The organism is Paraburkholderia sp. BR10954 (genome assembly GCF_040965775.1).
Classification (GTDB): Bacteria; Pseudomonadota; Gammaproteobacteria; order Burkholderiales; family Burkholderiaceae; genus Paraburkholderia; species Paraburkholderia youngii.
The window spans coordinates 49,608-69,945 of record NZ_JBFRCK010000005.1; the positions used below are offsets into that span (position 1 = coordinate 49,608).

Annotated in this window: 17 protein-coding genes; 7 read left to right on the top strand and 10 right to left on the bottom strand. The window is 64.5% G+C overall.

What is annotated here, in order from left to right:
* Nucleotides 1-6 precede the first annotated feature (6 nt).
* Nucleotides 7-300, bottom strand: coding sequence for an EF-hand domain-containing protein (locus tag AB4Y34_RS09505; protein ID WP_176107818.1), 294 nt, complete (start codon nucleotides 298-300; stop codon nucleotides 7-9).
* A 246-nt stretch (nucleotides 301-546) separates the two neighbouring features.
* Here AB4Y34_RS09505 and AB4Y34_RS09510 point away from each other — a divergent pair, with 246 nt between their 5' ends.
* Nucleotides 547-885: a hypothetical protein gene (locus AB4Y34_RS09510; RefSeq protein ID WP_368715868.1), complete on the top strand. Its 339-nt coding sequence runs from the start codon at nucleotides 547-549 to the stop codon at nucleotides 883-885.
* A gap of 605 nt (nucleotides 886-1,490) precedes the next feature.
* On the opposite strand, the gene AB4Y34_RS09515 is transcribed toward AB4Y34_RS09510, so the two are convergent.
* The gene (locus AB4Y34_RS09515; protein ID WP_176380996.1) at nucleotides 1,491-2,741 is read right to left on the bottom strand and encodes an arsenic transporter; all 1,251 of its coding nucleotides are present in this window, start codon (nucleotides 2,739-2,741) and stop codon (nucleotides 1,491-1,493) included.
* Nucleotides 2,742-3,003: 262 nt separating this feature from the next.
* Here AB4Y34_RS09515 and AB4Y34_RS09520 point away from each other — a divergent pair, with 262 nt between their 5' ends.
* The 3 genes from AB4Y34_RS09520 (at nucleotide 3,004) to AB4Y34_RS09530 (ending at nucleotide 4,889) form a co-directional block, all read left to right on the top strand.
* Nucleotides 3,004-3,567 (top strand): cytochrome b, encoded by a 564-nt coding sequence (locus AB4Y34_RS09520; RefSeq protein WP_368715869.1) that lies wholly within the window; start codon nucleotides 3,004-3,006, stop codon nucleotides 3,565-3,567.
* 116 nt (nucleotides 3,568-3,683) lie between these two features.
* Entirely contained in the window at nucleotides 3,684-4,259 is a 576-nt protein-coding gene (locus tag AB4Y34_RS09525) for a YceI family protein (protein ID WP_368715870.1), read from the top strand.
* A gap of 48 nt (nucleotides 4,260-4,307) precedes the next feature.
* Nucleotides 4,308-4,889: a YceI family protein gene (locus AB4Y34_RS09530; protein ID WP_176380999.1), complete on the top strand. Its 582-nt coding sequence runs from the start codon at nucleotides 4,308-4,310 to the stop codon at nucleotides 4,887-4,889.
* A gap of 32 nt (nucleotides 4,890-4,921) precedes the next feature.
* On the opposite strand, the gene AB4Y34_RS09535 is transcribed toward AB4Y34_RS09530, so the two are convergent.
* Nucleotides 4,922-6,502 carry an EAL domain-containing protein gene (locus AB4Y34_RS09535; protein ID WP_368715871.1) on the bottom strand — a complete coding sequence of 527 codons (1,581 nt, stop codon included), beginning with the start codon at nucleotides 6,500-6,502 and terminating at the stop codon, nucleotides 4,922-4,924.
* A gap of 277 nt (nucleotides 6,503-6,779) precedes the next feature.
* Here AB4Y34_RS09535 and dinB point away from each other — a divergent pair, with 277 nt between their 5' ends.
* Complete coding sequence (dinB, locus tag AB4Y34_RS09540) at nucleotides 6,780-7,946, top strand: DNA polymerase IV (protein ID WP_176381001.1); 1,167 nt, start codon at nucleotides 6,780-6,782, stop codon at nucleotides 7,944-7,946.
* On the opposite strand, the gene AB4Y34_RS09545 is transcribed toward dinB, so the two are convergent.
* From AB4Y34_RS09545 to AB4Y34_RS09570, 6 genes are all read right to left on the bottom strand, one after another.
* Nucleotides 7,913-9,403: a heavy metal sensor histidine kinase gene (locus tag AB4Y34_RS09545; protein WP_368715872.1), complete on the bottom strand. Its 1,491-nt coding sequence runs from the start codon at nucleotides 9,401-9,403 to the stop codon at nucleotides 7,913-7,915. The two genes, dinB and AB4Y34_RS09545, sit on opposite strands and share 34 nt — an antisense overlap.
* Nucleotides 9,400-10,086: a heavy metal response regulator transcription factor gene (locus AB4Y34_RS09550; protein WP_013091374.1), complete on the bottom strand. Its 687-nt coding sequence runs from the start codon at nucleotides 10,084-10,086 to the stop codon at nucleotides 9,400-9,402. The genes AB4Y34_RS09545 and AB4Y34_RS09550 overlap by 4 nt, the downstream gene beginning before the upstream one ends.
* A gap of 102 nt (nucleotides 10,087-10,188) precedes the next feature.
* Nucleotides 10,189-11,706 (bottom strand): efflux transporter outer membrane subunit, encoded by a 1,518-nt coding sequence (locus tag AB4Y34_RS09555; protein WP_176381003.1) that lies wholly within the window; start codon nucleotides 11,704-11,706, stop codon nucleotides 10,189-10,191.
* Nucleotides 11,707-11,753: 47 nt separating this feature from the next.
* Nucleotides 11,754-12,980: an efflux RND transporter periplasmic adaptor subunit gene (locus AB4Y34_RS09560; protein WP_368715873.1), complete on the bottom strand. Its 1,227-nt coding sequence runs from the start codon at nucleotides 12,978-12,980 to the stop codon at nucleotides 11,754-11,756.
* 23 nt (nucleotides 12,981-13,003) lie between these two features.
* Nucleotides 13,004-16,282: an efflux RND transporter permease subunit gene (locus tag AB4Y34_RS09565; RefSeq protein ID WP_176381005.1), complete on the bottom strand. Its 3,279-nt coding sequence runs from the start codon at nucleotides 16,280-16,282 to the stop codon at nucleotides 13,004-13,006.
* A gap of 407 nt (nucleotides 16,283-16,689) precedes the next feature.
* Nucleotides 16,690-17,124: a VOC family protein gene (locus AB4Y34_RS09570; RefSeq protein WP_176107805.1), complete on the bottom strand. Its 435-nt coding sequence runs from the start codon at nucleotides 17,122-17,124 to the stop codon at nucleotides 16,690-16,692.
* A 160-nt stretch (nucleotides 17,125-17,284) separates the two neighbouring features.
* Here AB4Y34_RS09570 and AB4Y34_RS09575 point away from each other — a divergent pair, with 160 nt between their 5' ends.
* Together AB4Y34_RS09575 and AB4Y34_RS09580 are read left to right on the top strand one after the other, a co-directional pair.
* On the top strand, nucleotides 17,285-18,160 hold the full coding sequence (locus AB4Y34_RS09575; RefSeq protein ID WP_368715874.1) for a LysR family transcriptional regulator: 876 nt from the start codon (nucleotides 17,285-17,287) through the stop codon (nucleotides 18,158-18,160).
* Nucleotides 18,161-18,347: 187 nt separating this feature from the next.
* A complete protein-coding gene (locus AB4Y34_RS09580; protein ID WP_368715875.1) occupies nucleotides 18,348-18,986 on the top strand; it encodes a LysE family translocator in 639 nt (212 codons plus the stop codon).
* An 88-nt stretch (nucleotides 18,987-19,074) separates the two neighbouring features.
* Here AB4Y34_RS09580 and AB4Y34_RS09585 read toward each other — a convergent pair whose 3' ends face one another.
* Nucleotides 19,075-20,319 carry an NADH-quinone oxidoreductase subunit F gene (locus tag AB4Y34_RS09585; RefSeq protein ID WP_368715876.1) on the bottom strand — a complete coding sequence of 415 codons (1,245 nt, stop codon included), beginning with the start codon at nucleotides 20,317-20,319 and terminating at the stop codon, nucleotides 19,075-19,077.
* Nucleotides 20,320-20,338 lie beyond the last annotated feature (19 nt).

Below are 20,338 nucleotides of genomic sequence, written 5' to 3' on the forward strand. Positions count from 1 at the left end.
AGCCGCTCAGTGTGCGGCGCCGCGTTCCTGCATGAACGCCTCGATCTGCGGCAGCGTGATGTAGCCGGCCTTCTGCGTGTCGATCTCATCGAAATGACGCGCGAGCATCGGCATGCCGGCCGCCGCCTGGTCACGGGTCAGCTTGCCGTCGTGCGTGGTGTTCGCGGTTGAAAAGCGCGTCTGCAACTGCTGCTCCATGCGCTCCATGCGCTGCTGGCTGATACCTTGCGGCGCGGCGGCCTGAGCGAACGTGACGGTGGACGCGCAGCATAGCAGCACGGTGGCGAGCAACTTCTTCATGACTGACTCCTTCGGTTGAACATCGACCGTCGCCTGGCTGGGTGCCGCGATCCGTTTCGATGACAGGCCGAATTCTTGGTCAGACGCCGCGCGACCGCAATTCAAGAATCATGTCGAATCATGTCACGGCGCCCAGTCCCGGTGCTGCGTGACATCGAATGAAATGAGTTTGCGGTTTCGCTTCGCGGACCTGCTGCGTATCGTTCCGTCTGCCCTCTGTCGGCTTTCACGCATCAGGAGTCCCAAATGAGTATCCGTCTCGCCTGTGCTTCGACTTTCACCGCCATCGGTCTCGCCTGTTCTTCCGCTGCCTACGCGAGAGTCGTCGTGTATCTGCCCGCCGCCGTGGTCTACGCGCCGCCGCCACGGCCGGTCTACTACCCGGTGCCGGTCGATCCCGTGTACGTGTCGGCGCCGCCTGTCGCCGTTCCAGTGGCGGCCGCGACCATCGTCGCGGCGCCGCCCGTACAGCCGGCGAACTCTTCCGCCACCGCCGCCGCGGTCGCGCCGCCCGCGCCCAACTATGCGGTGGTGCCCGCGCCGACCGTCAGCTATGCGCAACCGCTGGTGACCGTGCCGCATTGAAAGCGCGTTCCGGACCCTCGAGCGGGCGGCTTTCGATCGCACACGGCCGGGCCACGCCGTTGACTCAGCATAGGACACGCGCCTGGCGCGCACGCCTGGTGAATTCCCGTTGTCTGGTTGAAAGGTGGAGCGCCGCCGCGGCGCGCGGGGGCGCCGCCAGTAAAGCTTGCATGGACTTTGCCGCTTCTTGCCATCGCGCAGCGCGCCAGGCGCGCTCCCATGTGGCGCTTTGCGCCGTCACGGCTGATTTTGACTACATAAAGGCGGGATGGAACGGAGCTTGCTGTCCCTTTCAGGTTCGCGCGCCCCTATCCCCACATCTTTCCTGGACTTTTGTGATGAGTTACCAAGATATCGACAGGGAAATTGCCCACCTCGAAGTCGTTTTCAATGCACTTTCAGCGCGCGACCGTTTTCCGCTGTCGTACTGGCATCGCCGGCTGCATGCGTTGAACCGGTCGTCGATGGTGCCCGCGCAACGTCAGCGCGTCGCTCACCTTGAAGCGAGGCTGCGCTCGGTCGGCGCGCAACTGGACCAGCTCGCCGGCGCCGCACGTCGCGGGTCCCGCGCAAGCCCGCGGAGGAAGGACCGGTCAGCTGTCCGTTCAGCCCGTTAGAATCCGTGCCCCAAGCGCCAGCACGAGCGCGGGCACCATCACCAGCACACCGACCTTCAGGAATTTCATGAAGCCGACGTCTTCACCCTCGCGGCGAATCGCGTTGAGCCAAAGGATGGTCGCGAGGGAGCCGCTGATCGACAGGTTCGGCCCCAGGTCGACGCCGATCAGGAACGCGTCGATCACGCGCTCGGGGCTCTGCGCCTGCATCACGGTCGAACTCGCGATCAGTCCGGACGGCAGGTTGTTGATCAGATTGCTGAGCGCCGCGATGCTCGTGCCGGCCCACGCGGCCGCTTCCATTTCGTTGTGCTCGGTCGCGCGCCGCAGCGCACCCGCGAACGTGCTGATCACGCCGGTGTGATCGAGCATCTCGACCAGCACGAACAGCCCGGCGACGAGCGGCAATACATTCCACGAAATTTCGCGGATCATCGGCAGCGGTGATTTGCGTTCCTTGATCAGCACGACGAGCGCGGTCAGCGCGCCGAGGATCGCGGTCGGCATGCCGAGCTGGATGTCGTAAGCGGAGACCGTCAGCAGCGCGCCGGCCGTCACCGCGATGCCCGCGAGTGCGACCTTGCCGCTCGCCGACAGCTCGACCGCGTCGAGATTCGCCTCGCAGACGCCAGCGAGCGCGTCGCGTTGCGTCCAGCGCAGCATCACGAAGGTCGCGCCGATCGACAGCACCGACGGTAGCGCGAAGCGCAGCATCCACGGTCCCAGCGGCGGCGTGTGATTGCCGTACAGCACGATGTTGGCCGGATTCGAGATCGGCAGCACGAAGCTCGCCGCATTGGCGACGAACGCGCAGACGAACAGCAGCGGCAGCGGCGGCGTCTTCGCTTTCTTCGCCGCCGCGAACACGGCGGGCGTCAGCACGACCGCGGTGGCGTCGTTGGAAAGAAACGCGGTGATCACCACGCCGAACAGATACACGAGCACGAACAGCTTGCGCGGCGAACTGCGCGCGTGATTGACCGCGAGCACCGCGACCCAGTCGAACAGCCCTTCGCGGCGGCCGACTTCGGATAGCAGCATCATGCCGATCAGGAACAGATAGACGTCGGTGCCCTTGCCGATCGCTTCGATCGCCAGATGCAAGGGCAACAGACCGAGCACGACGAGCAGCACCGCGCCGGCGACGGCCCACACGGCTTCGGGCCATTTGAACGGCCGGGTGATCACACCGGCGGTCGCGAGCGCGGCGATGCCCCAGGAAAGAAAAACAGGATTCACAGCTTGAGCCCGGACAATGGGTTAGGTCGATGGCCGCGCAAAGCGCGCGCAACCTCGTTATTTCGGCGCAACAAGTTACCACAGCGGTTGTCGCAGCAACCGTTCCACGGCACCCGGCATGCGTTGCCACGCGCATGTCTTTCAACACAATTAACATCAACGAGGAAACAATCTGTTCCCGCGCACCCCCTATTCAGTTTCTATTGACCTCCCTACCATCCGCATTCCCACACGGCTACTCGCGAGCAACAGATAAAACCCGATGCGAACCCACGCTCACGCTCCCACGCGCTACCACGGCGCCGCAATCGCGCTGCACTGGCTGATCGCCGCGCTGATGATCGGCGGCTTCTACATCGGCTGGATCATGACCGATATCCCCGGCTTCACGCCGACCAAGCTCAAATACTTCTCGTGGCACAAATGGATCGGCGTGACCGTGTTCGCGCTCGCGCTGCTGCGCGTGCTGTGGCGCGCGACGCACCGCGCGCCCGCGCTCGATGCGGCGACGCCCGCATGGCAGAAGGCCGCCGCGCATCTGGTGCACGGCCTGCTGTATCTGCTGATGCTCGCGGTTCCGCTGTCCGGTTACTTCTACAGTTCGGCGGCCGGCATTCAGGTCGTGTATCTGGGCGTCGTGCCACTGCCGACCATCATCGGTCCCGATCAGGCGCTGAAGGCCACGCTGCGCACTGTGCACGTGCTGCTCAATTACACGCTGCTCGCACTGGTGCTGATGCACGTGCTCGCGGCGCTCAAGCATCAGTTCGTCGATCGTGACGGCCTGCTCGCGCGCATGGTGCCGTTTCTGAAGACCCATGCATAACGACATGACAGCTTGAAGAAAGGCACAACGCCTGTCGATTGGTTACGACTGGTTGGCAATCAAATTCCTCGCGGTGTGCAATCACGCCGCGAAGCTCGGATAGGATGCGTACCATCATGAAGACACCCTTTTATCTCTCCGCTCCTCGCGCGGCGCTCGCTTCTTTCGCGGCGTTTGCGCTCATCGGCGCGAACCTTGCGCACGCCGACGTCGACCTCGCGAAAAGCAGCGTAATCGCGACGACCAAACAGATGAACGTGCCCGTCGACGGCAAGTTCAGGAAGTTCTCCGCGCAGCTGAACTTCGATCCGGCGAAGCCTGCCGCGGGCAGCGCGAACGTGTCGATCGACACCGCGAGCTACGACCTCGGCGCCGACGACTACAACAAGCAGGCGCAAGGCAAGGAATGGTTCGACAGCGGCGCCTTCCCGAGCGCGACCTTCGTGTCGAGCTCGATCGCGCCGGCGGGCGGCAACCAGTACAAGGTGACCGGCAAGCTGACGATCAAGGGCAAATCGCAAACGGTCGTCGTGCCGGTCGTGATCGCGAGCCAGGGCGCCACGCAAACCTTCGACGGCTCGCTGCCGATCAAGCGCACGCAGTTCGACGTCGGCACCGGCGAATGGAAAGACACGTCGGTGGTCGCCGACGAAGTCGTCATCAAATTTCATCTGGTCGCGGCAAACAAATAACGTTCAACACAGCAGCACTGCATTACCTTTAGACCCCTGGAGTCCAACTTGAAGAAATCCTTCCTGCTCGCCGCCGGCGCGCTCGCCGCCGCATGCTCGTTCAACGCGATGGCTGCCGCCGAGACCTATCTGCTCGATCCGACGCACACATCGCCGAGCTTCGAGACCGACCACTTCGGCGGCCTGTCGATCTGGCGCGGCAAGTTCCAGAAAGCCAACGGCACCGTCGTGCTCGATCGCGCGGCGAAGACCGGCACGGTCGAGGCGACGATCGATCTGAGCTCGGTCGGCATCGGCAACGACAAGCTCAACGAGGAGCTCGTCGGCGAGAAGTTCTTCGACACCGCGAAGTTCCCGACCGCGACCTACAAGGGCACGCAGATCCGCTTCGACGGCGACAAGCCGGTCGAAGTGATCGGCACGCTGACGCTGCACGGCGTGACCAAGCCGGTCAACCTGAAGATCGAATCGTTCAAGTGCATCCAGCACCCGATGCTGAAGCGCGAAGTGTGCGGCACGGAATCGGTCGCGACGTTCAATCGCGACGATTTCGGCATCGACTTCGGCAAGGCGTACGGCTTCAACATGAAGACCACGCTGCATATCCAGGCCGAAGGCATCAAGCAGTAAGCGCATCGCGCCCGGCCAGGCCGGGCGCTGAACTACTGGATCGCGGGCTGCGCCGGCGCATGCGACGCTCGGCGCGCCTCGAGCCACGCGAGCAGTTCCTCGCGCCGCATCGCCTTCGCGAACAGCCAGCCCTGGCCATACTGAACGCCCCGGCGCACCAGATACTCGACCTGCTCGCTGCGCTCGATCCCCTCCGCGACGATTTCCACCCCCAATTCGTGCGCCATCTCGATGATATGCGGCGCGACGATGCTCGACGCCGCGTCCTGGGCGATCGTGTCCACGAACGATTTGTCGATCTTCAGCACGTCGATCATGAAGGTTTGCAAATAGGCGAGGCTCGAATAGCCGGTGCCGAAATCGTCGATATAGACCGGGTGGCCGGCGCTTCTGAAGGCCGCGATCGTCTGCCGGGTCACATCGGCGTTCAGGAAACTGCGCTCCGTCGCTTCGATTCTGATCTGCGCGGGACGCAGGCCGGTTCCGGCGAGCCTCGCGTTGATCAGGTTCAGAAAGCGCGGCGTGCGCAGATCCTCGCCGCTGACGTTGACCGACACGTAGAACGACGGCCGCGAACGCAATAGCTCTGCCAGATCTTGCAGCGCTTGATCGAACACAAGGTCGGTCAACGATTGGATCAGGCCATGCTGCTCGGCCAATGCGATGAAGATATTCGGCGAGATATCGCGTCCGTTCAGATTCCATCTGGCCAGCGCTTCGACGCCGACGCATTCGCTGGTCGCGAGATTCACGATCGGTTGATAGACGACGTCGATGGTTTTGTGGGAGATCGCCCATTCGAGCGAGGCCTGGAACGACACCTGCCGCGAGATCCGTTTGACCGCGAACCAGCCGAACGCGGCGCCCATCGCGACGCCGAACGATAGCCACGTCGCCAGCAGCCCGGGCCAGTCCCTGAGCAGGCTAGTGCGCCGGCCTTTGACGACGACACCGAGGGCGCGCGTCTCCGAGCGTGCCACCGCGTAGTTCCATTCATCGCTATCGACGCGCCCCGCCTGCTTCCATGCATGGAGCATCTCGTCGGGGTCCGCGCCGGACGACAGTGCAACGATCGAATTTATCTCCGTGTTGATCGTAGCGATCGCCCTTCCCGCTGGATCCATCACATCGACATATGACTGGGGATCGATCGACACGTATTCGCCGTTGCGCCCGATCTGGATATCCTCGCGCAAGTCGCTGAGCGGATTCTTTTGCTGAAACCAGACCAGGTAGCCGTCGTTGCTGCGCCAGCGCGGCGGCGGCAGTTCGACATCCTGGGTCCGAACGTCGCCCAGAAGCGGCGAGCAAAGATAGCGCCCGTCGCCGTACGCGCCCGCGTCCCGCACGTAGCGGTAGTTGAAGATCACGTGGGCAGCCCGTTTCAGGTATTCCGGCGAGCACGGCTCGGCGTGCTCGGCCTGCAGGTCCGCGATCGCGGCAAAGCCCTGATACGTGACCAGTTCCGTGCGCATCATGGCCTTCTCCGCGTAAAGGCTCAGATCTCGCTGCTCGCGGCGGGCGACGTCTTCGTTCGCGATATAGATGCTGATCAGGACCGGCAGCACCGTTGCGGCGCAGCCGAGTGCGATATACGCCGAAATCAGCGACATGCGCTTGATCATCTGTCGAGCCCGGTGGTGGACGGTCGCGGCGAATTCGGCTGCAGCGGTTGCGGCCCCGCCTGGACCCGCCACGCAACCTGCGGATTTCAGTGTGAAGAATAGTTACTGGAGCCGCTTTTTCAACATTGCGTTGAATGCCACACATGCGGCCAGCCGCGGCGACCCTGACCGGTGGCGCGCCCGGCAAGGTACCATTACGGCCTACCGGCGTCGCGACGCGCGCCGTCACCGCTTTCATTCATTCCCATCGCCCGCTTCAATTTCCATGAATTCGCCATCCCGCCGCATCGCGCACCTCGATATGGACGCGTTTTACGCGTCCGTCGAACTGCTGCGCTATCCGGAACTGCGCGGCCGCGCGGTGGTGATCGGCGGCGGCCGCAACAGCGCGCCGCAACTGCTCGAAGACGGCAGCAGGCGCTTCGCGAAGCTGCGCGATTACGCGGGCCGCGGCGTCGTCACCACCTCGACGTACGAGGCGCGCGCGCTCGGCGTGTTTTCGGCGATGGGCATGATGAAGGCCGCCGCGCTCGCGCCCGACGCGATCCTGCTGCCGACCGACTTCGATTCGTATCGCCACTACTCGCACCTCTTCAAGGCGGCCGTCAGGACGTTCACGGACCGCATCGAGGATCGCGGCATCGACGAGATCTATATCGACCTGACCGAGCTGCCGGGCGAACCGGCCGATATCGGGCGGCGCATCAAGTATGCCGTTCTTCAGGCCACCGGTCTCACATGTTCGATCTGCGTCGCGCCGAACAAGCTGCTCGCGAAGATCGGCTCCGAACTCGACAAGCCCGACGGCCTGACGATCCTCACGCCAGCCGACATACCGCTGCGCGTGTGGCCGCTGCCGGTGCGCAAGGTCAACGGCATCGGCCCGAAGGCGGCTGAGAAGCTGAGCGCGCTCGGCCTCGCGACGGTCGGCGATCTGGCCGCCGCCGACGCCGGGCTGTTGCAGGACAATTTCGGGCGCAGCTATTCCGCGTGGCTGATGGAAGTTGCGCAGGGTCACGACGAGCGGCCGGTGGTGGTCGAATCGGAGCCGAAATCGATCAGCCGCGAGACCACGTTCGAACGCGATCTGCATCCGCGTCACGATCGGCCTGCGTTATCTAGCGCGTTTACGGGGCTGTGCGTTCGGGTCGCCGACGATCTCTTGCGCAAAGGCTACGTGGGCCGCACGATCGGCATCAAGCTGCGTTACGACGATTTCCGCACCGTCACGCGCGATCTGACGCTCGACGAACCGACCGCCGACGCGACCGAAATCCGCCGCGCGGCGACCGAATGTTTGCGACGCGTGCAGTTGAACCGCAAGCTGCGGCTATTGGGCGTGCGCATCAGCACGCTGAGCTCGGCCAGCGAACAAGCGCTGAAGCCGCGCCTGCCGGTTCAGGCCGACTTGCCTTTCGCGAGCGACGAATAGGATGTATCGGCGGCGACGCCGGCCGCATTCGCATTGGCATTCGCGCTCGCACGCGCGGCCGGTATATCGCCCGAAGTGGACATCACTGACGCCGCCATCGAAAACGAAAACGTGTTGATGCCGTTCGCACTGTGCGCGGATACGGTGCCACGATGCATCTCGGCGATCGCCTTCACGATCGCGAGTCCGAGCCCGTGGTTTTCGCGGCTATTGGTACGCGAGACTTCCGCGCGATAGAAACGGTCGAACAGATGTTCGAGGACGTCCGGCGCGATCGGCTCGCCCGGATTCGCCACCGCGACGCGCACCTGGTCGCGCATCGCACCTTCCCCGCGCGCGATCGTCACGCTGATCGTCGCGCCCGGCTCGCAGTGCTGGATCGCGTTCATCAGCAGGTTCGTGCACGCGCGGCCGAACAGCGAGCGGTTCACGCGCGCGAACGCATCGCCCTGCAATTTCGCATGCACGCGCGCCTCTTCGAGCGGAATCTCCAGAAATTCCAGCGTATGCGCGACTTCGGCCGCGAGCGACACCGCGATCAACCCCGTCGCGCGTTCGCCCTGGTCGGCACGCGCGAGGAACAGCATGTCGTTGATGATCGCGCGCATCCGCTCGAATTCTTCGAGGTTCGATTGCAGCGTGTGACGCAGATCGTCGACCGAGCGGTTGCGCGTCAGTGCGACCTCCGTCTGGCCGATCAGGATCGTGACCGGCGTGCGCAGTTCATGCGCGACGTCCGCATTGAACGATTCGAGGCGGCCGTAGGCGCCGTCGAGCCGTTCGAGCGCACCATTGAACGAGTTGGCGAGATCGTTCAGTTCGAGCGGCAAGGACGCGGTATTGAGCCGCTGCGAGCGGTTGTTCGGGCTGACCGCGGAGGCGTCGCGCGTCAGACGCGTGAGCGGTGCGAGGCCGATGCGCGTGACCGAGTAGCTGAGCAGCAGCACCGCGAGACTGCCGAGCGCGGACAGCGCCGCGAGTGCCGAGCCGAACACGCGCATCGTGCGCAGGTTCGGCGAATAGCTCGCCGCGACCTGCAACTGCACCGCAGGCCGCGCGCCATTGGCCGGCAAGATGACCGTCGAGGTCAGCATGTCGGGGCCGCCGCCCTCCGGCGCGATGCGCGCGTAGCCGCCGGGCCAGCTCTTCGTGACGGTTCCCTGCACCGGCGTGCCGAAGTGGAAGTTCGGCTCCGCGCTCGTCACCGAGTACATGGTGCTGCGGTCGTGCGGCGTCATGTCGGTGAGTTTTTCGCGGGCCATCCGCCATTTTTCTGGCGTCACCGCGTGAGAGACGATGATGCGCGCGATTTGCGTGCGATCGTCGAGCGACTCGCGCAGATGATGTTCGAGCTGCGAGCGCAGCACCAGAAAGAGCCCGCTGCCGACGAGCGTAAACACGAACAGCGCCACCAGCGCGAACATCAACGCAAGGCGGCGGGCGATCGAGCGGTTCATGATGACTCGGCCTCTTCGCGCACTTCGAGCACGTAGCCCATGCCACGCACCGTGTGCAGCAGCTTCGACGGGAATGGGCCGTCGAGTTTCGCGCGCAGCCGCTTGATCGCGGTTTCGACGACGTTCGTGTGGCTGTCGAAATTGACGTCCCATACCAGCTCGGTGATCGCGGTCTTCGACAGAATATCGCCCTGGCGGCGCGCGAGCACGCTGAGCAGTTGAAACTCTTTCGCGGTCAGGTCGAGGCGCACGCCGTCGCGGGTCGCGCGGCGGCCGATCAGATCGACGAACAGATCGCCGACCGAAATCAGCGTGGACTCCTGCGAACGCGTGCGGCGCGCGAGCGCATGCAGACGCTCGACGAGTTCGAGGAACGAGAACGGTTTGGTCAGGTAGTCGTCGGCACCTTCGCGCAGGCCGCGCACGCGGTCGTTCACGTGATCGCGCGCGGTCAGCATGATGACCGGTGTCGACTTGCGCATGCGCAGCGCCTTCAGCACGCTGAAGCCGTCGCGCTTGGGCAGCATCACGTCGAGGACGATCACGTCGTAATCGAATTCGGTGGCCAGATGCGTGCCCTCTTCGCCGTCGAGCGCGACGTCGACGACCCAGCCCTGCTCTGTCAAACCGGAGCGCAGGTAGTCCACTACCTTGTGCTCGTCTTCAACAATCAGCAATTTCATCCGTGTCCCCGCCACTAGTGGCTGTCAACCTTGCATTATACGAACGCCCTCGATTCTTCGCGCCGATCCCACTGCGTCGGCATGGAAGCTCGGCCGCGGCGATCAGCGTGCAGGAGCCGGCATGTCTTTCTGCTGCGCGTCGCCGGCGGGCGCTTGCTGCGGCATCGTCGCAGCGTCGGTTGCATGTGCCTCGTTCGCGGCCATCGCACTGCCTTGCGCGCCGCCATCCCAACCGCCGCCCAGCGCCTTCACCAGCGCCACCGACAGCGTCAACTGCTGCCCATGAATCTGCACATCCGTGCGCTCGCTCGTCAGCAGCGATTCCTGCGCGTCGATCACGTTCAGATACGCGACGAGGCCGCCCGAATAGCGATCGTTCGCGAGCGACAGCAGCCGCTGCGCATCCTCGACCGCCTCGCGCGACTGCTTCGCCGCGCCATCGAGCACCGACAGTCCGGTGATGCCGTCCTGCACCTGCTGGAACGCGCTCAGCACCGTCTGCCGATAATTCGCCTCGGTCGCCTTGTAGCCCTCGCTCGCGAACTTGACGTTGGCCGCGCGCCGCCCGCCGTCGAAGATCACCTGGCCGACCGCCGCGCCGAGCGTCCACATCAGCGTCGGCGCGCTCAGCAGATTGGCGAACTCGGTGCTCTCCCAGCCGATGCCCGGCGTCAGCGTCAGGCTCGGGAAGAACGCGGCCTTGGCCACGCCGATCTGCGCGTTGGCGGCCGCCATCGCGCGTTCCGCCGATGCGACGTCGGGCCGCCGCTGCAGCACGTCGCTCGGCACGCCGAGCGGCACCGTCGGCGGCTTGATGTCGAGCACCTTCGGCTCGATCGCGAACTGCGGCGCCGGCACCCCGACCAGCGCGGCGATCGCATGCTCGAATTGCGCGCGCTGATTCAGCAGCAGTTGCGCCTGCACGCGCGTCGCATCGAGCTGCGATTTCTGCTGCAGCACGTCGAGGCCCGATACCGAACCGAGGTCGTGCTCGGTGTTCACATAATCGAGCGCCTTCTGCTGCAGCTTCACCGACTGGTTCAGCACGTCGATCTCGTTGTCGAGCTCACGCAGCGAGAAGTAGTCGGTGGCGAGATCGGTCGTCAGCACGAGGCGTGCATTCGCGAGATCGTCCGCCGACTGTTCGGCCGACGCCTGCGCGCCCTCCACCTCACGACGGATGCGGCCGAACAGATCGGTGTCGTAGCTGAGCGTCGGTCCGAGCTGGATGTTGTTCTGTACCGTGGATTGGGTCGGCGTCGCGTAGTTGGTCAGCGGCCGGTCGTGCGAAATGCGAAAGCGCGAGGCCTGGGCCGAGAAATTGACTTCCGGCACGCGCTGCGCGCTGGTGTTCGCGAGTGTCGCCTTGGCCTGCTCGTAGTGCGCGCTCGCCGCGGCGAGCGTCTGGTTCTGCGCGAGCGCCTGGGTTTCGAGCGTCGCGAGCGTCGGGTCGGCGAAGCCCGTCCACCAGTCCGGCGCAATCGGCGCATGCGACGGCGCGGCGACGCGCCAGAACGAATCGGTGTGCCATTCGGGCGGCACCTCGGCCTGCGGACGCTGATAGTCGGGACCCACCGTGCAGGCGGCGAGCAAGGCCGCGCCGGCGCAAGCGCTCAGCACGGTGAACGCGGTGCAGCGGAGGCGCGCCCGGCGGGAAGCCGCGAACCTCACGACGCCTCCTTGCCGTTCTTCGGCAGCGGCTGCACCTGAACGTGATCGCCGTCGGCAATCGAGTCGCTCGGATTGATGATGATGCGATCGGTCGGCGAGATACCGCTTTCGATTTCGAGCTGCTGTCCGAGGTCCACCGCGATCACGACCTTGTGCAGGCTCACGTTGCCCTTCGCATCGACGACCGCGAGGCGCGGACCCTCCGCGCGAAACAGCAATGCGTTGCCCGGTACCGTCAGGCGCTCGTGCGCGGCGGCCGGCACCTCGACCTGCACGTAGGCGCCGGGGCGCAGCCTGGCGTCGGGATTCGGCAGCGTCACTTCGATCTGCAACGAACGCGTGGGCACGTCGATCGCGCCGGACATATGTGTGATCGTGCCGTTGAACTGCTTGCCCGGCAGCTCAGCCTGCGTGACCACGACCTTCTGCCCGACCGCGACGTTCTGCGCATAGGCCTGCGGCAACTGCACATAGACGCGCAACGGGTCCGACTGCGCGAGCGCAAACAGGGCCCGGCTCGTGCCGCTGCCCGCGTCGATCAGATCGCCGACGTCGACGTTGCGCTGCGTGACCACGCCGGCAAACGGCGTGACGATCCGCTTGAACGATTCGAGCTGCTGCAGACGCTTGACGTTCGCATCGGCAGCGGCGAGATTCGCGAGGTCCTGCGTGTAGGTGCTTTGCCGTTCGTCGAGTTCCTGTTGCGACACCGCATCGCGCTGACGAAGCTGCTGCCAGCGCTCCAGCGAGCTCTTCGCGAGCGCGAGGCTCGAATTGATCTGCTGACGCTGCGCCAGCGCCTGCGCGAGTTCCTGGTCAATTTCCGGCGTATCGAGCTCGGCGAGCAATTGACCCTGCTTCACGCGGGCGCCGATATCGACGTACCAGTGCAGCAGATAGCCGGTCGCGCGCGCATAGATCGGCGATTCGACATAGCCGCGCAACGTGCCCGGCAGCAGCGTGTTGCCGCCGCCGTCGGTCTGCTGTGGCGTGACGACGTTCACGTACTGCGTGGCGTTCTGCTGCGCGGTCGCCGTGACTTCGCGGTTTTGCATCACGTTCGCGATCACCGTGCGCAGCGTGCCGATCGCGAGCAGCACGAACACGATCAGGATCGCGATCTTCGCGCGCTTCCATTCGCGTTGGCGCGGCGGCAGCAGGTGTTCCCCCTGTTCGGTTTCCCGCGTGGGGATCGCTAGCGATGCATGAGTTTTTTCGGTCATCTCAGTCAACCATCGTTTAACTTTTACGCGGGCGTCGCCGCACTGCTGTGTTCCGGCGCGGGGCTGTCGCTATGGCCGCTGCTTCGACCGCCATCACCGCCTGTTCCACCGCCATTGCCGCCTGTTCCACCGCCATCGCCGCCGTTGTCGCCGCCGCCGTTGCGATGACGGCGCGCAAGCCACGAGTGAATGCCAGCGAACACGAGCGGCACGAAAAACAGCGTCGATACCGTCGCGAACAGCAAGCCGCCGATCACCGCGCGGCCGAGCGGCGCATTCTGCTCGGCGCCCTCGCCGAGACCGAGCGCCATCGGAATCATGCCGATGATCATCGCGAACGCGGTCATCAGCACCGGACGGATCCGGCTCGCGCCGGCTTCGAGCGCGGCCGTGAGCGGCGGCGCGCCGGCCGACAGCCGCTGGCGCGCGAACGCGACCATCAGAATACTGTTCGCGGTCGCGACGCCCATCGTCATGATCGCGCCGGTCAGCGCCGGCACGCTCAAGTGGGTGCCGGTCAGGAACAGCATCCACATGATGCCCGCGAGCGCCGCCGGCAACGCGCTGACGATGATCAGCGGATCGACCCACGACTGGAAGTTCACGACGATCAGCAGATACACGAGCACGATCGCCATCGCGACGCCGATGCCTAGCCCAAAGAACGAACTGCGCATGGTCTGTACCTGGCCGCGCACGGTGATCGTGCTGCCGCGCGGCAGCGTACCGCGCACCTCGTTGACGATCCTGTCGACCTGATTCGCCACGCTGCCCAGATCGCGCTTTTCAACGCTCACAAAAAGATCGATCACCGGCCGGATGTTGTAATGCGTGACTTCCGCGAACTGGCTCTTCGGCGACACCTGCACGAGGTTGCCGAGCAGTTGCGTCGGCCCGTTCATCGTGGCCGACACCGGGGTGCGCAGCAGTTCGTCGATCGATGACACCTGGTACTGCGGCGTTTGCACCTGGACCCTGTATTCGACGCCGTTCCTGTTGTTGACCCAGAAGCCCGGCGACGTCTGCGAGCTGCCCGATAGCGAAACGAGCACGTTCTGCGCGACGTCGTTCGCGGTCAGGTTCAGTTGTTGCAGGCGGGTACGGTCCATGTTCAGACCGAGCACCGGTTCGTCGAGCTTCTGCTGGATATGCGTGTCGACGGTGCCGGGAATCAGGCGCACCTGCTTCAACAACTTGCGCGCGACATCGAGGTTGCCCTGCTGATTCGCGCCGGCAATCTGCACGTCCACCGCGGCGGGCAGGCCGAAGTTCAGGATCTGCGTGACGATATCGGCGGGCTGAAAGAAAAACTCGACGCCCGGGAAACGCTGCGGCAGGATCGTGCGCAGCTTGTCCATGTAGATCTGCGACGGCTCGTGGCCTTCGTTCAGCGCGATCTGGATCTCGCCGTCGAGCGTGCCCATCGTGCCGGCATTGCTATACGACAGGTTGATGCCGCTATACGGCACGCCGAGGTTGTCGAGAATCGTGCCCAACTCCTTCTGCGGCACGACTTCGCGGATCACCTTCTCGACCTCGTCGGCGAGCCGCGCGGTTTCCTCGATCCGCGTGCCGGTAGGCGCGCGCATGTGCAGACGGATGTCGCCCGCGTCGACGCTCGGGAAGAAGTCTTCGCCGAGCGCAAAGAACAGGCCCATCGACAGCACGCAGAAACCGAGGAACAGCGTGCCGAACATCCTGCGGCGCACGAGCAGGCTGCTCAGGATCATGATGTAGGCCGCGCGCATGCGCTCGAAGCCGGCGTCGAAGCGGTGATACAGACGCATGAACAGACCCGGCTTCGCGCCCGCCTTCGGCTTGTGCGCGTGGCCCATCAGCAGCATCGCGAGCGTCGGCACCAGCGTACGCGACAGGACGTACGACGCGAGCATCGCGAACACCACCGCTTCCGCGAGCGGCACGAACAGATAGCGTGCGACGCCGGTCAGGAAGAACATCGGCACGAACACGATACAGATACACAGCGTCGACACCAGCGCCGGCACCGCGATTTCGCCGGCGCCGTCGAGAATCGCGTCGTGCAGATTGGTGCCCATGTGCAGGTGCCGCTCGATGTTCTCGATCGTCACGGTCGCGTCGTCCACCAGGATACCGACCGCGAGCGCGAGGCCGCCCAGCGTCATGATGTTGATGGTCTGCCCGAGCGCGTGCAGCACGATCAGCGACGACAGGATGGACAGCGGAATCGAGATCGCGATGATGCAGGTGCTGCGCCAATTGCCGAGGAACAGCAGGATCATCGCGGCGGTCAGCGCGGCCGCGACCAGCGCCTCGCGCACCACGCCCTGCACCGCCGCCTTCACGAACACCGACTGGTCGAACAGCGCGGTGATCTGCAGATCCGGCGGCAGCGCGGCCCGCGCGGCCGGTAACAGGCCTTTCAACGTATCGACGATCGACAGCGTCGACGCGTTGCCGTTCTTCAGCACCGACATCAGCACGCCGCGATGGCCGTTCTGCCGCACGATGTTGGTCTGCGGCGAGTAGCCGTCGCGCACATGCGCGACTTCACGCAGATAGGTCGTCGCGCCGTTGACGGTACGCACCGGAATATCGTTGAGGCCTTCCAGCGTCGGCGGCGAACCGTTCATGTCGATCGTGTATTCCTTCGGCCCGATCTTGGCCGTGCCGGTGGGCAGAATCAGGTTTTGCGCGTTGAACGCGTTGACCACATCGGCCGGCGTCAGGCCCTTGGCCAGCATCGCGCGCGTATCGAGGTCGACCGAGATCAGCCGCGATTTGCCGCCATACGGGTACGGCACGGCCGCGCCCGGAATCGTCACGAGTTGCGGACGCAGGAAGTTCAGCGCGGTGTCGTTCAGGTCCTGCTCCGAGAGCTTCGGACTCGACAGACCGAGTTGGATCACCGGAATACTGGAAGCCGAGTAGCTGATGACGAGCGGCGCGGTGGCGCCCGGCGGCATCTGCTTCAACTGCGCCTGCTCGACGGCGACCGTCTGCGCGATGGCCGTCTGGATGTTCGCGTTCGGCTGCAAAAACACCTTCAGGATCGCGATGCCGGGCAGCGACTGCGATTCGATATGTTCGATGTCGTTGACCGTCGTGGTCAGACTGCGCTCGTTGACCGACGTGATGCGGGTGGCCATGTCCTCGGCCGACAGCCCGGTGTACGTCCAGATGATGCTGACGACCGGAATGTTGATTTCCGGCAGCACGTCGACGGGCGTGGTGAACAGCACGAAGGGCGTCGCCAGCACGATCAGAATCGCCATCACGATGAACGTGTATGGCCGCTTAAGCGCTACGTTGACGATCCACATTGAAACGGGCCAGAGAAAATGCGGGTGGAGGGAGGGATTGCATCTCCGCTTATGCTAGATCGGTAGCACCAACGCCTGCATGGCGCGAGAATGGCGAAATTGTCAGGAAGCTTGTTGAAAGCAAATGCGCCATTTTTGGAGGCGAAAAGCAATTGCCGGATTTGCAGCGAATTAGGCGCCAGGCAAACGTTTGTTGAGTAAATTTACGCGCAGTTAATGGAACGTTTGCTGATTCACAGCAGGGCCGTCGTTCGAAATATTGTGAAACATGCTTTCAGTTTTATTCGCGACACGAGTCGATTTTCGCGCGGTCATTCCCCTTCAACGAAAAAGGCCGGTCAACCTGAATGGTCGACCGGCCTTCTCATTTGCAGCTATCCGTGTGCCGGCGTCAACGCCAGCGACGCTTATTTGGCGAACAGTGACGACATATCGGCGAACGCCTTGAACTCGAGCGCATTACCCGACGGATCGAGGAAGAACATCGTCGCCTGCTCGCCGACCTCGCCCTTGAAGCGCACATGCGGTTCGATGATGAATTCGACGCCGGCCTTCTGCAGTTTATCCGCGGCGGCCTGCCATTGCTCCATCGACAGCACCGCGCCGAAGTGGCGCACCGGCACCGCGTCGCCATCCACGGCACTGGTATGACGGTGACCGACTTCATCCGGCGCCAGATGCGCGACGATCTGATGGCCGTAGAAATTGAAATCGACCCACGCGTCCGAGCTGCGCCCTTCCGGGCAGCCGAGCAATTCGCCGTAAAACTCGCGCGCGGCGGCGAGGCTATGAACAGGAAACGCCAGATGGAACGGCGGCAAAGCGGTTTCGGCAACGCTCATGATAGGAAGACTCGCTGGGTGGGTGTGAGGATTGGGTTACGACTGGCACGACTCGCACGGCAGGGAATCGGCTCAGATAAAGCCAAGTCTAACCATGAATAAAAATGTTGAGAAACGATATATATTTGACCTGACCATCACCAAAATCGATTAATCGATCATGCTCAGCGAGTTGAAAACCTTCATCGCCGTCAGTCAGTACGGCACGTTTTCCGGTGCGGGCGCGCGCATCGGTCTCACGCAATCGGCGGTCAGCGCGCAGATGCAGCGGCTCGAGCAGGAACTCGGCTTCCCGCTGTTCGACCGCACCGGCCGCTCGGCGACGCTCAACGAGGCGGGCCGCGAAACGCTCGCGCTCGCCGAGGAAATGATGACGCTCTACGCGCGGCTCTCCGAGCGCAGCGGCGCCGCCGCCGAAAGCGGCATGCTGCGGGTCGGCGCGATCGCGTCCGCGCAGGTGGCGCTGCTGGCCGACGCGCTCGCGCGCTTTCGCGTCGACCGTCCCGGCTGGCGGATTCGCGTGGTGCCGGGCGTGTCGCTGGGGCTGCTCGGCCAGGTCGACGCGGGCGAGCTCGATCTTGCCGTCATCATCAAGCCGCCGTTCGCGCTGCCGTCGGAGCTCGAATGGCGCACGCTGGTCGCCGAACCGTTCGTGCTGCTCGCGCCGAAAAAGCTCGCGCGCGGCGGCCGCTCGTGGCGCGAACTGCTGCGCAGCGAGCCGTTCATCCGCTACGACCGCGCGTCGTTCGGCGGCCGGCTCGTCGATCGTTTTCTGCGGCGCGTGCGTCTTGGCGTGCGCGATGCGGTCGAGCTCGACGAATTGCAGGCGATCGTGCAACTGGTCGCGCGCGGCATGGGCGTCGCGCTGATTCCCAACACGGCCAGTCTCGGCAAATGGCCGGCGAGCGTCGTGGCACTCGAACTCGGCGATGCGACTTTCGAGCGTGAGATCGGACTCGTGCTGCGGCCGCGGCATAGCCGGCCGGTGGTCGCCGATGCGTTGGCGGAGTGTATTGCGAGCGCGGCGCACGGTTGAGCGCTTGGCGCACCGCGTTCAACGCAGGTTCGATTCGGCTTCGAATCGAGTGTGCTGCCATACGTACGCGCAACTGTATCTGTGAGCGGCGCGCGACGGCGCGCAGAATCGTTGCTTCATTCAACCGGCCGGGTGGTGCGTTGCATCGCATTGCCGAACACGCACCCCGCCCTTACATTTGCCCGCCATGATCGCCAGCCCTGTGCTCACCGCCGATGTCCTGATCGCCTACAGCGCGTATTTCGTCGGCACCGCGAGTCCTGGTCCGAGCAATCTCGCGATCATGTCGCTCGCGATGAGCGCGGGCCGGCGCGCGGCGCTGGTGTTCGCGCTCGGGGTGGTATCGGGCTCGTTCTCATGGGCGCTGCTCGCGTCGCTCGGGCTGTCGGCGGTGCTCGCCAGCTACTCGGAATGCCTCGTGGCGATCCGGATCGCGGGCGGGCTGTATCTGCTGTGGCTCGGCTTCAAGTCCGCGCGCTCGGCGTTGAGCGCCGGCAAGCCGGCCGCGAGCGCGGCGCGCGTCGACGAACCCCTCGGGCGGCTCTATCTGCGTGGCCTTTTGCTGCATCTGACGAACCCGAAAGCGGTGCTCGTGTGGCTGTCGATCGTGTCGCTCGCGATGTCGCCGGTACACGGCGCCGCGCACGTGATGCCGGTCGTGCTGGGCTGCATGGTGATCGGCGCGACGGTGTTCAGCAGCTACGCGATGCTGTTTTCGACGGCATCCGCGCGGCGCGTTTATACGGCGATCCGGCGCTGGCTCGATGGCTCGCTCGCGGTGATGTTCGGGATTGCCGGGATCAAGTTACTGACGTCGAAGAGCTAGCGTTGGCCCGGCGCTCGCCGCTGCAAAAGCGGCTCTATCTCCGATTCAAAAACGGGTATTGATGAGCGTAATATCCGCCGCCCTGCCTCTACGCCATCAACAGCGCTTCATATTCCGCGCGGAACTGATCCATGGAACTCTCCACCACCGTCACCGCGCCATCGATCAAACCGCAACGCCCGCTGCCGGGAAGAACGCGGCACAGATTCTCCAGTGCATCCAGATCGGCACGCACGCCGCGGCCCGTGTCGAGCCGGTTCAGAAGCCGCATCATCTGAAACGTTCCGCCCTTGCAAGGCGGGCACTGCCCGCACGAACCCTGGGCGAAGAAGCTCACGTAGTCCGCGACCTTGCGCACGATGCTGGTGCCTTCCGACACTACGATCATCGCGCCCGTCCCCAGACGCGAACGGCGTTGACGCACCGAGTCGAAGTCCAGTGCTACGTCGAGATCGCGCTTCGCCAGCAGCGTGTTCGATGGGCCGCCCGTGAAGACCGCCTTGAACTCCTTGCCCTGCAGCATGCCGCCGCCGTGCTGGAACACCAGCGTCTCGAGGCTCGTGCCCATCGGCAGTTCGTACAGGCCGGGACGCAGCACGTCGCCGGAAAGAGAATAGAGCTTGGTTCCGGCCGCGCTCCCCGCTCCGAGGTCGCGATACCACTGCGCGCCGTGACCCAGAATCCCGGGCACGTGGGCCAGCGTCTCGACGTTGTTGACGATGGTCGGCGCGCCGTGCACGCCCTGCTCGGCCGGGAAAGGCGGTTTGCGCCGCGGAAACGGAAAGCCGCCTTCGACGCTGGCGATCACCGCAGTCTCCTCTCCGCCGATGTACAAGCCCGAGCTGGGCACGACTGCAAGCGACAGCGGCGCACCAATCCAACGCTCGGTAGCGGCGAATTGCGCGTGCCCCGACCACTGCTTGACCGCCTCGCGAGTCGCGGCGAGCGAGCCCGTCTGATGCGGATTCACGTACAAGACGACATGGTTGGCCCGCGTCGCCACCGCGGCGATCAGCGCGCCCTCGATCACCTGATGCGGCGTGTGTTCGAGCAGAAAGCGATCCTTGAAGGTGCCCGGTTCGTCTTCGTTGCCATTGCAAACGACGTACTTGTCGCCGTCAGGGGCGGCCGCAACCGGCGCCCATTTTCGATGCGTGGGGAAACCAGCGCCGCCCATACCACGCAACTCGGCCCGGGCGAGCTCGGCGATGATCGCCTCTGGGTCGTCCAGCGCTTTGGCGAGTCCCTCGCCGCCGCCGCGCGCGAACCATGCATCGAGGTCGGCGCCGACACGGAAATCCTCCCTCATCAAGCACTGATTCAGCGTTTGCATCGCGTGCTCCGTGGTTGCC